Below are 12,092 nucleotides of genomic sequence, written 5' to 3'. Positions count from 1 at the left end.
TATGGGTGCAAATTTCTCCGTCAACCGCGCGCGCGCGCCGCGGCAGGCCGCTGGCCTGCTGCTGATGTTGCTGGCGCTGGCTGGTTGCGGGAAATCGCACAAGCCGGGCCAGGCGCTGGCGAGCGTGAATGGCGACGAGGTCACGGTGTTGCAGCTCAATGAAGAACTGCAGCGCGCCAACGTGCCGGCCCAGCAACAGGAAGCTGCCAGCAAGCAGCTGCTGGAAAGCCTGATCGACCGCCAGTTGCTGCAAAGCGAGGCGGCCAAGGAAAAACTCGACCGTGATCCGAAAGTGGTGCAGTCGATCGAGCGCGCCAAGGCACTCATCATCGCCCAGGCCTATCTGCAAAAGCATGTGGCGGCGCCGACCAAGCCGACGCCGGCTGAAATCAACGAGTACTACAGCAAGAACCCGCTGTTCTTTGCCGGCCGCAAAGTGCTGGAAATGCGCCAGCTGGTGTTGGCCAGCAAGGATTTGAGCGACGAGCTGAAAGCCGTGCTCGATGCCAGCAAGTCGCTCGATGAAGTGGCGGCCTGGATGGACGCCCACAAGGTGGAGTTCTCGCGCAGCCAGCTGGTGCGTTCCACGTCCGATTTGCCTGCCGAGATGAGCTCGAAAGTGCTGGCGATGCCGAAAGGCCAGCTGTTCATCGTGCGCGAAGGTCCGCGCAGCGTGATCATTGCCGTGTCCGATGTGAAGGATGCACCCATGAGCGAAGCGGCAGCAGCGCCGCAGATTGAACAGTTCCTGCTGGGACAGCGCAACAAAGCCGCCGCCGCAGCGGAAATGGCGCGTCTGCGGAGCGCGGCCAAAATTGAATATTTCAATAAGACCACGGGGGCGCCAGAAAGCGCCCCGGCAGCCGCGCCAGCCGCTGCGCCGGCGCCAGCCGCCGCAGGCGCGGCCAGCGATGCCTCGGCCGCCAGCGATGCCACGGCACGCGGCGTGGCCGGCCTGAAATAAGTCATGCCTGGTGCATATTGAATCAAGCGCAACTGTGGAGAATGGATCATATGATGAAACGAATGGGAATGTGGTTGGCAGCGCTGGGGCTGATGTTGGCGGTCAGTGGCGCTCAGGCTGCCGATGTGGAACTGGGGCCGGGCGATGTGATCAAGGTCCAGGTGTATAACAATCCGGACCTGTCGCTGGAGACCCGGGTCAGCGAATCGGGCACGATCAGCTATCCGCTGATCGGCGTGGTCAGTGTTGGCGGCCTGCCGACCGCGGCCGCAGAAAAGAAACTGGCGCAGCTGCTGCAAAGCGGCGGCTATGTCAAACAGCCGCAAGTCAACATCGTGGTGACCTCGCTGCAAAGCCAGCAAGTGTCGGTGCTGGGCCAGGTGAACCGTCCTGGCCGCTATCCGGTGGATGGCAAGCGCACCCTGCTGGATATCCTGGCCCAGGCCGGCGGTGTGGCCGCCGATGGCGGCGATGTGGTTACGCTGCTGCGCAAGCGCGACGGCAAGTCGTTGCGCGAGCAGATCGATATTGTCGACATCGCGCGCAAGGGCGATATGGCGCGGGACGTCGACCTGCAGTCGGGCGACGTGCTGTATGTCGAGCGCGCACCGCGCTTCTATATTTATGGTGAAGTCCAGCGTCCCGGTCCGGTACGCCTGGAACGTGCGATGACCGTGCTGCAAGCGCTGTCGGCGGGCGGCGGCCTGACCCCGCGCGGTACCGAGCGCGGCATCCGCATCAAGCGTGCCGATGCCCAGGGCAAAATCGAAGTCATCAGTGCCAAACATGATGACCTGCTGCGCCCTGACGACGTCGTATACGTGCAGGAAAGCCTGTTTTAATCCCGTCGGCGGGCGTGGCTCCGCCGGCCGTTGCTGAACACTGAAATCCGAAAGTCCACCATGAACTTTGCCCAGTTTTTACTCATCCTTCGCGCGCGCAAGCGGGTTATCCTGCTGACCCTGGTGATCACCGTGCTGACCACCGTCGTGGTCAGCCTGCTGCTGCCGAAAACCTACAAGGCCACCTCGTCGGTGCTGCTCAACTACAAGGGCGTCGACCCGCTGACGGGCCTGACCATGCCGGGCCAGCTGCTGCCAGGCTATATGGCGACCCAGATTGACATCATCACCAGCAAGAACGTGGCGCTGCGCGTGGTCGATTCGCTGCAGCTGGCGCAAAGCCCGGCCGTGATTGCGCAGTTCAACGAGGCGGCTGACGGCAAGGGCACCGTGCGTGACTGGCTGGCCGACCTGCTGCTGAAAAAACTGGACATCGTGCCGTCGCGCGAAAGTAGCGTGGTGGAAATCAGCTTCAAGGGCAGCGACCCGCAATTCGTGGCGGCGATTGCCAATGCGTTTGCCGAGCAATACCAGAAAGTATCGATCCAGCTGCGCGTCGAGCCACTGAAGAAAGCCTCGGTGTACTTCGATGAACAGACCAAGCTGCTGCGTGATGCGGTGGAAGTGGCGCAAAGCCGCCTGTCGAAATACCAGCAGGAACACGGCATCGTCAGCCTGGACAACCGTCTGGACGTGGAGTCGAACCGTCTTAACGACCTGTCCGGCCAGCTGGTGCTGGCCCAGGGCCAGCTCATGGAAGCCAATTCGCGCCAGCGCATGGCCGTGGGCAGCGACGCGCTGGAATCGCCGGACGTGCTGAGCAATCCGCTGATCCAGAACCTGCGCGCCGCGCTGGCCGCCGCGGAAGCCAAGCTGGCTGAAGTGGGCGAGCGCCTGGACCGCAACCACCCGCAGTATCTGAGCGCCAAAGCGGAAGTGGACAAGATGAAGGTCGAGCTGGCCACGCAGATGAAAGCCACCTCGAACAGCGTGCGTAACAATGCCCAGATTCTGCAACAGCGCGAAGCGTCGCTGCGCAGTGCCCTGGCCGAGCAAAAAGCCAAGGTACTGGAACTGAACCGCACCCGCGATGAAATGAATGTGCTGCAGAAAGATGTGGAAAGTGCCCAGCACGCGTTTGACGCCACCTCGCAGCGCTTTGCCCAGACCAAAATCGAAGGCCAGGCCGACCAGTCCGACATCGCTGTGCTGAATCCGGCCACGCCGCCGATCGAGCCAGCCTCGCCGCGCCTGGTGCTCAACACCATTCTGTCGGTGTTCCTGGGCGGCTTCCTGGGCCTGGGCTTTGGCCTGCTGGCCGAAATGCTGGACCGCCGCGTACGCTCCGAAGGCGACCTGGCCGAAGCGCTGCAGGCGCCGGTGCTGGGCGTGATCGACTGGAACGCCAGCGCGCGCCGTACCGGCGGTATCAAAAAACTGTTTTCTTCCAATTCCCGCTTGCGCCTGAACTAAATGATGGACACTCCTATGAACTCTAGCGTTCTTTCCACTCCTGTAGCCAAAGCCGGCGGCCGCAGCGACTCCAGCATTGGCGGCCTGCTGCTGGAATCGGGCAAGATCTCGCCCGAAAACGCCGAACGCGTGCTGCGCATGCAAAAGGAACTGGGGATCCGCTTCGGCGAAGCGGCCCAGCGCCTGGGACTGATTACCGAGGCCGACATCCAGCAAGTGCTGGCGCGCCAGTTTGATTATCCCTATTTGCAAAAAGGCGAATCGAGCTTCTCGCCGCTGCTGGTGGCGGCCTATGAGCCGTTCAGCGCCCAGGTGGAAACCCTGCGCGCCGTGCGTAGCCAGCTGATGCTGCGCTGGTTCGCCAGCCATAAATCGCTGGCGATTGCCGGCATCAATGGCGGCGATGGCGTCAGCACCTTTGCCGCCAACCTGGCCATTGTGTTCTCCCAGCTTGGCGAAAACACGCTGCTGGTGGATGCCAACCTGCGCACGCCGTCGCAGCACACCACGTTTAACACCGGTGCGCGCCAGGGCTTGTCCGATGCACTGGCCGGCCGTGCCGGCCTGGATGCGATTTCGCGCATTCCCGCCTTCCTGTCGCTGTCGCTGCTGTCGGCCGGCACCTTGCCGCCGAACCCGCAGGAGCTGCTGAGCCGCGCCTCGTTCCGCAATATGAGCACCGAGCTTGAAGCCCAGCACGACATCGTGCTGTACGATGTGCCGCCGTTCTCGGTCGGCGCCGACGCGCTGGCGATTGCCGCGCGCGTGGGCGGCGTGCTGCTGGTGGCGCGTAAAAACCATACGCTGGTGGCCGACATCAATGCCATGACCGAACAGCTGTCGCATAGTGGCGCCAAAGTGGTCGGCGCTGTCATGGTTGATTTCTGATGATGCCAGACGCCCAACTGAAGCCGGTACCGGCGCCAGCCAAGCGTAATCTGCGCCCGCTGCTGCTGGAGTGGGGCGGTGCCCTGGCCGGCCTGCTGCTGCTGTTCCTGCCGCTGCTGTATGACCTGGTGCACGGCATGTGGGCAACCGAAGAACAGGCCCACGGTCCGATCATCCTGGCCTTGTCGCTGTGGCTGGTGTACCGCGGCTGGCCCAAGCTGCGCGAACTGACCGACGGCAGGCCCGGCACCGCCTGGGGCTGGCCGCTGTTTGCGCTGGGCGCGCTGCTGTACATCTTTGGCCGCTCGCAGCAGATCATGTCGTTTGCCATGGCGTCCTTCATCCTGATCAGCGCGGCCATTTTGCTGGTGATGCGTGGCTGGACGGCGTTGCGCGTGCTGTGGTTCCCGTTCTTTTTCATGCTGTTCCTGATCCCCTTGCCTGGCGAGATCGTCAGCATGCTGACGCTGCCGATGAAGCTGGCGGTGTCGTTTGTCACGGAAACCCTGCTGTATGCCGTGGGCTACCCGATTGCCCGCACCGGCGTGATCCTGCAGATTGGCCAGTACCAGCTGCTGGTGGCGGACGCCTGCGCCGGCTTGCAGACGCTGCTCACGCTGGAAGCGCTGGGGCTGCTGTACCTGAACGTCGCGCGCACCACGGTGGGCTTCCGCAATGTGACGCTGGCGCTGCTGATTATTCCGATTTCATTTATCGCCAACGTGATCCGCGTGATGGTGCTGGTGCTGATCACCTATTACTTCGGTGACGCCGCCGGCCAGGGCTTCCTGCACGGCTTTGCCGGCATGGTGCTGTTCATCAGTGCCCTGATGCTGATTGTCAGCCTGGATACGCTGCTGATGTGGCTGGCCAAGTCATGGGATGCGCGTCGCGCCAAGGGGACTGCATGAACAAGACCATTACCAGTGTGATCCTGGGGCTGGCGATGCTGGCCACTGCGGTGGCCACCCGGGCCCTGACACCGACCGTGAATATGGCGGACCAGAAGGGCCGCTTCAATCTGGACGCCCTGGTGCCGAACCAGTTTGCCGACTGGGAAGTCGATACCACGGTGGTGCCGTTGCAGGTGGACCCGGCAACCCAGGCCCAGCTGAACCTGATTTACAACCAGACCCTGTCGCGTACGTATATCAACCGCGGCGGCGAGCGCGTGATGCTGTCGATCGCCTATGGCGGCGACCAGAGCAACACCATGGCGGTGCACCGGCCGGAAGTATGTTACGTGGCCCAGGGCTTCAATATGGACCACAATCAGCTGGGCCAGCTGCCGACCGCATACGGCACGCTGCCGGTACGCCACCTGGTGGCCAGCCAGGGGAACCGGATTGAGCCGATTACCTACTGGATCACGATCGGCGAGCATGCGATTGATCCTGGCCTGAGCCAGAAGTTGCAGCAGTTGCGCTACGGCCTGGCGGGCCAGGTGCCGGACGGCATGCTGGTGCGCGTGTCCAGCATTGACACCGACCGCCAGCACGCCTACGCGCTTCAGCAGCGTTTCGTGACAGACATGCTGGCCAATGTCAGCGACAATGGCCGCAAGCGCCTGATCGGCTCCGGCGCGCCTTGAGGGGAGAGGGGCCTGCTGGCCCCGCCGCCGCCGACTGAGGGGGGCCGGCGTTGGAAATATCCTGGAATAGGCGAAAGTAGATGTTAAAAAATACCGGTTTCATGGCCGCGTCGACGTTGGTGCGCCTGCTGTCGTCGCTGGTGCTGTTCATTGCACTGGCACGGCTGTTTGGCCCCGAAGACTTCGGCCGGCTGTTTTACAATTTCACCTTGGCGTCGGTGTTCCTGCTGCCACTGGAGTACGGCTTCGGGCCGCAGATGCTGCGCGAGATCGGCCGCGCGCCGTCCGACCTGCCGCATATCATGGGGCGCATCTTTGTTGCCAAGCTGTTGCTGAGCGTGGTGGTGGTGGTGCTGGTGCTGCTGTATTTTGCGCTGCTGCCGGCGCGCCGCGGCGATGCGCTGTTTTTCAGCTTGCTGCTGGCGGCCTCGATGCTGGGTTCGTTTGCCGATTTCTTCCTGGTGGCGTTCCGCGGCGTTGGGAAATTCCATGAAGAGACCAAGGTTGCACTGTTCAGTTCGCTGGTGCACTTCGTGCTGATTTGTGCGCTGGCCATGGCCGGCGCCAGCCTGATGCTCATCGGTGTGGGCTTTGTTGCCTCGCGGCTGGTAGGATTGCTGTGGTCGTGGTACAGCTACCGCCGTATCCTCGGCGCCATGGCGTGGCGCGGGCTGGGATTGGGCAGCGCGCTGGCCACCTTGCGCGACAGCTTCGCTTACGCGGTGGATCTGGGGTTTACCAGTTTCTTCCAGCAGGTCGACACGCTGATCGTCAATCACTATCTGGGGCCGGCGGGAGTCGGCATCTATCAGGCCGGCATGCGTTTCTTGCAAGGCGCCATGCAGTTTGCACCGGTGCTGGGGAATGTGTTCCTGCCGGCGCTGGCCAACAAGCTGGACCAGCCGGACGAGCTCAAGCGTCTGTCGGCCAAGCTCAATCTGCAAATGCTGGGCATGGGCGTGGCAGGCTGGATCGGCTTTGGGGTGCTGGGCGGCACGTTGTCGTCGCTGGTCTATGGCAACCGCTACGCTGACCTGGTCCCGCTGTGGCCTTACATCGGCCTGCTCATGCTGCTGCGCTATGTGGCCGCCTCGCAAGGGGTGCTGCTGACGGCGAGCGGGGCGCAGAAGGTGCGCGTGTGGGCGCAGATGACCGCGCTGGCGTTGCTGGCGGGCAGTGCGCCGCTGCTGATCGGCCGCTACGGGCTGGCCGGCATGCTGATGTCGCTGTCGCTGGCGGCGGCGGCACTGCTGGTGATTTACGGGGCGGCGCTGTGGCGCCGGCGCGTTCCTTCCGGTTTCAACACGGTGACTTTGGGTATGACTTGCGGCGTGCTGGGCGTCGCGCTCTTTTTACTGCGAATATAAAACTATGCTACTTATCGGACTGTTATGGCACTCGACCTCCTCGGACAACCTCGGGGTGGGCGCACTGACCGAATCGCAAATCGCGATTATTCGCCAGGCGGCCGTGCGCGCCGGCGTGGAGGTGAAATTCCGCGTGTTCGGCACCACCGGCGGCATGAACTACTTTGCCGGCGACCTGCAGCTGGAAACCGGTGTGCCGATTTCGATCAAGCGCACGCTGGCCGGCATCTCGCCGTTCCCGTCGCAGATCGGCCAGTGCGACGTGGTGTTTGATATCGGCGAAGGCGACAGCTTTACCGATATCTACGGCATGGCGCGCCTGCGCATGCAGGTGTTTGCCAAATCGGTGGCGCTGCTCAAGGGCCGTCCGCTGGTACTGAGCCCGCAAACCATCGGCCCGTTCGAGCGTCCGGTCAGCCGCCTGATGGCGCATGCGGTGATACGCCGCTGCCGCCGCGTGTTTGCGCGTGACGGCCTGTCGTTTGGCTATCTGCGCGAGCATGGTCTGACCGCGCACGCCGACGAGGTGGTGGACGTGGCGTTCCGCCTGCCGTTCCAGCGCCCGCAGCGCAGCGCCGGCGAGCGCCTGCAGGTCGGCATCAACGTCTCCGGCCTGCTGTACAACGGCGGCTATACCGGCGCCAACGAACTGGGCCTGAGCCTCGACTACACCGCCATGACGCGCCAGATGATTGAACGCCTGCTGGCGCGCGGCGACTGCGACGTCTGGCTGGTGCCGCACGTGCTGGCGCATGATCTGCCGGTGGAAGACGACTACCTGGTGTCGCAGCGCCTGCAGCAGGACTATCCGGCATTGCGCCTGGCGCCGCGCTTCGGTTCGCCAAGCGAAGCCAAGTCCTTCATTTCCGGCATGGACTTCTTTACCGGCGCCCGCATGCATGCGTGCATCGCGGCGTTCTCGAGCGGTGTGCCAGTAGTGCCGCTGGCCTACAGCCGCAAGTTCAACGGCTTGTTTACCGCGCTAGAATATCCCCATTACGGCGATTGCAAAGCCGCCACCACCGAGCAGATTCTGGACCTGGTATTCAAGGGGCTGGAACAGCGCGCCGAGCTCAAGCAGGCGGTGGACCGCGGCAATGCGATTGCCGATATCAAGCTGCGCCGTTACGAAGACTTTGTCGAACAAACGCTGAGGAATTTACGTGGCAAAACTACCGTTGCTTGAGACCATAAGCGCTGGCGGCCTGTGCACGGGCTGCGGCCTGTGCCAGTCGGTCACGGGCGGCAAGGCCAAGATGGCGTTCAACCAGCACGGCTTTTTGCGGCCGGTGCTGCTGCAGCCGCTGACGCCGGCCGATGACACGCTGGTGCGCGCCGTCTGCCCGGGCCTGGGGCTGACCCATGCGCGCGAGACGGCCAGCTACCATCCGTTGTGGGGGCCGCTGGTGGCGGTGCGTACCGGCTATGCGCTGGACCCGGCGCTGCGCCATGGCGGCTCGTCGGGCGGCGCCATTTCCGGGCTGCTGAGCTACCTGCTGGAAAGCGGCAAGGTCGACTACGTGCTGCATATCGGCGCCTCGCTGAGCGAGCCGCTGATCAATGAAATCAAGCTCAGCCACAACCGCGCGGAAGTGCTGGCGAACGCCGGCTCGCGCTATGCGCCGTCGGCGCCGCTGACCGGCATCGACGCGTTGCTGGCGCGCCCGGGCCGCTTTGCGTTTGTCGGCAAGCCGTGCGATGTGGCAGCGCTGCGCAAATATGCCCAGCACAATCCGCAGGTCAATGAAAAAGTGCCGTACATGCTGTCGTTCATGTGTGCGGGCGTGCCCAGCATGAAGGGCACGGTAGCGATTTTGAAACGCTTTGACGTGCAGCCGGACGAGGTGCGCAGCTTTGCCTACCGCGGCAATGGCTGGCCCGGCATGACGCGCGTGGAAACCCACGCAGGCGCCGTGCACGAAACCGATTATGCGACCTCCTGGGGCACGGTGCTCAACCGCCACCTGCAGGCGCGCTGCAAGATCTGCCCGGACGGCATCGGCGAGTTCGCCGATGTGGTGTGCGCGGACGCCTGGTATGGCAAGGACGGTTATCCCGACTTTGCCGAACAGGAGGGCCGCAGCCTGGTGATCTCGCGCACCGGCCAGGGCGAGCAGCTGCTGGCCGAGGCCACGGCGGCAGGCTATCTGTCGGTCGCGCCGCTGGATGTGGATGAAATCCGCAAGATGCAGCCGTATCAGGAAAACCGCAAGCAGATGGTGTTGGCGCGCGTGCTGGCGCTGCGCCTGATGGGCCGGCCGGCGCCAGCCTACCATCGCCTGCGCTTGCAGCGCACCGCCTGGATGGGCGGCTTGAAAGCCAATGCCAAGAACTTCCTGGGCATGGTGAAACGTCTGGCCCTTAACCGTCAACCGTCGGGGATGTAATGAGTACCTATACTTTCTCCGCCTCGCGCAAGCGCGGCAAGCTGGCCTCGGTGCTGGTCGGCACCATGGTGGTGCTGGGCGTGGTGCTGGCCGCGTTCGTGGTCGGCGCGCTGATCGGCCTGGATCCGGGCACGGCCGTGCGGTTGATGGCGGTGCTGTCGATGCCGCTGGTGCTGGTGCTGGTGTGGGCTGCGCCCAAGAGCACCGACGATCCGGCCAGTCGCCTGAATGCGCTGGTGGTGGGCGTGCTGCTGGCCTCGATGCTGTGGCCGTCGTACGTGGTGTTCAGTACCGGCGGCTTGCCGGGCATCGAGCCCAAGCGTCTGCTGACGCTGACACTGCTGGGCTACTGGGTATACAAGATGTTTACCTCGCCGGTGCTGTCGCAGCGCTTCTTCCGCCGCTGGCGTGCCGGCGGTTGGCCATTGTATCTGCTGCTGGCCTTCCTGCTGTGGCGCCTGGCCAGTGCGTTGGCCTCCGAGCTGCCGGTCTACTCATTCGTCCAGTTCGGCTGGAGCGTGTTCAACTTCCACGTGGTGTTCTTTGTCGCCATGTCGAGCCTGCGTGACCGCCGCGATGTGGCCTGGATCATGAAGCTGATGGTGGCTGGCGCCATGGTGGTGGCGCTGCTCGGTGGTCTGGAACGTGTGGTTGGCCACAACCTGTTTGCCAAGCTGGTACCCGCAGATAATGATGTGGTGGCGGCCGCGCTGGCGGACAAGCTGCGTGACGGCGGCAATCGCGTGCAATCGACGTTTGAGCACCCGATGGTCATGGCGGAGTTCCTCATGATGACATTGCCGATGGCAGTGTATCTGCTGTTTTCCAGTGCTCAGCAGCGTTACAAGGTGGCTGGCTCGGCTGCACTGGCGCTGATTATGGGCGGCGTTTTGCTGTCAGGGACACGCTCTGCGATTCTGACTGGTGCAGCGGTGCTAGGACTGACGCTGGTGTTATATTTCATCGAAAACATGCGTGGTCGTGGTGGTTTTACAGCGCGCGGCCTGCTTTCGCTGATCGGCCTGATTGGCATTGTGACGCTGGCGATGGCGGCAGTACCGGTTGTGGCCGGACTGGTGCAGGGACGTGACGTGTATGAGCGCGGCAGCAGTACGGCCCGCGTGATGCAGTACAAAATGGGGTTGCCCAAGCTGGAGAAGCAACCGGTGCTGGGGTACGGCGCTGGCATGGGCAACTACCAGGTTGGTTTCAAGGCCAGTAAGGGCCGCGTGTCGGTCGACAGCTATTATCTGACCATGGCGCTGGACTCCGGTGTACCGGGACTGCTGCTGTTCCTTGGCGTGTTCATCGGTTTTATCGCGATGGGCTTGCGACTGTCCTTTGTTGAAACCGATCCGGGACCGCGCCTGATGGCCCGTGTGCTGGCAGTGTCGCTGATCGGCGTGCTGGCCACGCGTGCGGTGCTGTCGATTGAGTTCAATCTGTTCTATGTGGCGGTGGTGTGCGCCTTGCTGCTGGTGCTCAAGGAACAGCGCGCCAGCGAAGACCGGGGACAGCGATGAGTGTGCAGCCGGTAGCCGTGGTGCTGCTCAACTGGAACGGTTGGGTCGACACCATCGAGTGCCTCGAGACGCTGCTGCGTAGCGACTACCCGGATTTCCGCGTCATCGTTTGCGACAATGCGTCTACTGACGGCTCGCTGGAACACATCCAGGCCTGGGCCGAAGGCCGTCTGGAGGCGGGCGGCGCCGAAGGCTTCCAGCGCCTGCGCGCGACACCGCTGGCCAAGCCGGTTCCCTATGTCCGGCTGAATGCCGAGCAGGCGCTGCAGCCGCCGGCGCACGACGTGCCGCTGACGCTGATCGACACGGGCGGCAATTTTGGCTTTGCCGGTGGTAACAACGTTGGCCTGCGCCATGCGCTGGCCAGCGGCCGGTTTGCATACTACTGGCTGCTCAATAACGATACCGTGGTCGAACCGGATTCGCTGGGCCAGCTGGTGGCACGCATGGCGGCGGACCGGCAGGCCGGCATCGGCGGCTCGACGCTGCGCCACTATTATGCGGCGCAGGTAGTGCAGGTGGCCGGCGGCAGCGCCTACAATCCATGGCGCTGCCGTTCCACGCCGCTGGCTGCCAATCAGCCGGCGGCCGCACCGCTGGATGCGGCTGCCATTGAACAGCGCATGGCCTATGTGGCTGGCGCCTCGATGATGGTCAGCGATGCCTTCTTGCGCGATGTGGGGCTGATGGCCGAGGACTACTTCCTCTACTACGAAGAATTTGACTGGGCGCGCCGTGCGGCGGGCCGCTACCGGCTGGTCTACGCGCCGGATAGCCTGGTGTATCACAAGGAAGGCGGCTCGATCGGTACCGGTGCGCGCGGCAAGCTGTCGGCCACTGCGCTGTATTATCTGCAGCACAACCGGGTCAAGTTCACGCGCCGCTTTTTCCCGGCGCGCCTGCCGCTGCTGTATGCCAGCATGCTGCTGGAACTCGGCCGCGCAGCCTTGCGCCGCGATTTCTTTGAAATGAAATGGTCGCTGGTGGCACTGCTGGGCTTGCCTCCGCGCGGCCTCAACACCCGCAAGCGCCAGACCTGAGCCTGTCTTTTTTAGTC

Annotated in this window: 11 protein-coding genes; all 11 read left to right on the top strand. The window is 63.5% G+C overall.

Annotation, left to right across the window (positions count from 1 at the left end; genetic code table 11):
* The first annotated feature begins 1 nt into the window (after position 1).
* The 11 genes from BUA36_RS20200 to BUA36_RS20150 all read left to right on the top strand — a co-directional run bounded on the left by BUA36_RS20200 (position 2) and on the right by BUA36_RS20150 (position 12,075).
* Positions 2 to 964, top strand: a complete 963-nt coding sequence (locus BUA36_RS20200) for an EpsD family peptidyl-prolyl cis-trans isomerase (protein ID WP_072787318.1) — start codon at positions 2 to 4, stop codon at positions 962 to 964.
* A 53-nt stretch (positions 965 to 1,017) separates the two neighbouring features.
* Entirely contained in the window at positions 1,018 to 1,806 is a 789-nt protein-coding gene (gene epsE / locus BUA36_RS20195) for a polysaccharide export protein EpsE (protein WP_072787317.1), read from the top strand.
* A 60-nt stretch (positions 1,807 to 1,866) separates the two neighbouring features.
* A complete protein-coding gene (gene epsF, locus BUA36_RS20190; RefSeq protein WP_072787127.1) occupies positions 1,867 to 3,279 on the top strand; it encodes a chain length determinant protein EpsF in 1,413 nt (470 codons plus the stop codon).
* Positions 3,280 to 3,294: 15 nt separating this feature from the next.
* Positions 3,295 to 4,167, top strand: a complete 873-nt coding sequence (epsG, locus tag BUA36_RS20185) for a chain length determinant protein tyrosine kinase EpsG (protein WP_072787126.1) — start codon at positions 3,295 to 3,297, stop codon at positions 4,165 to 4,167.
* Entirely contained in the window at positions 4,167 to 5,078 is a 912-nt protein-coding gene (xrtB, locus tag BUA36_RS20180; protein ID WP_072787125.1) for an exosortase B, read from the top strand. Before epsG ends, xrtB begins: the two co-directional genes overlap by 1 nt.
* A complete protein-coding gene (gene epsI / locus BUA36_RS20175; RefSeq protein WP_072787124.1) occupies positions 5,075 to 5,758 on the top strand; it encodes an exosortase-associated protein EpsI, B-type in 684 nt (227 codons plus the stop codon). Before xrtB ends, epsI begins: the two co-directional genes overlap by 4 nt.
* An 80-nt stretch (positions 5,759 to 5,838) precedes the next feature.
* On the top strand, positions 5,839 to 7,125 hold the full coding sequence (locus BUA36_RS20170) for a lipopolysaccharide biosynthesis protein (RefSeq protein ID WP_072787123.1): 1,287 nt from the start codon (positions 5,839 to 5,841) through the stop codon (positions 7,123 to 7,125).
* Between the two features lie 4 nt (positions 7,126 to 7,129).
* The gene (locus BUA36_RS20165) at positions 7,130 to 8,311 is read left to right on the top strand and encodes a polysaccharide pyruvyl transferase family protein (protein WP_072787122.1); all 1,182 of its coding nucleotides are present in this window, start codon (positions 7,130 to 7,132) and stop codon (positions 8,309 to 8,311) included.
* Positions 8,289 to 9,512 carry a Coenzyme F420 hydrogenase/dehydrogenase, beta subunit C-terminal domain gene (locus BUA36_RS20160; protein WP_072787121.1) on the top strand — a complete coding sequence of 408 codons (1,224 nt, stop codon included), beginning with the start codon at positions 8,289 to 8,291 and terminating at the stop codon, positions 9,510 to 9,512. Before BUA36_RS20165 ends, BUA36_RS20160 begins: the two co-directional genes overlap by 23 nt.
* The gene (locus BUA36_RS20155) at positions 9,512 to 11,035 is read left to right on the top strand and encodes an O-antigen ligase family protein (protein WP_072787120.1); all 1,524 of its coding nucleotides are present in this window, start codon (positions 9,512 to 9,514) and stop codon (positions 11,033 to 11,035) included. The genes BUA36_RS20160 and BUA36_RS20155 overlap by 1 nt, the downstream gene beginning before the upstream one ends.
* Positions 11,032 to 12,075, top strand: coding sequence for a glycosyltransferase family 2 protein (locus BUA36_RS20150; RefSeq protein WP_072787119.1), 1,044 nt, complete (start codon positions 11,032 to 11,034; stop codon positions 12,073 to 12,075). Before BUA36_RS20155 ends, BUA36_RS20150 begins: the two co-directional genes overlap by 4 nt.
* Positions 12,076 to 12,092 lie beyond the last annotated feature (17 nt).

The sequence above is a fragment of the Duganella sacchari genome (assembly GCF_900143065.1).
Classification (GTDB): Bacteria; Pseudomonadota; Gammaproteobacteria; order Burkholderiales; family Burkholderiaceae_D; genus Rugamonas; species Rugamonas sacchari.
Note: the sequence above shows the minus strand (reverse complement) of the source record. Positions and strands in the feature narration are given on the sequence as shown.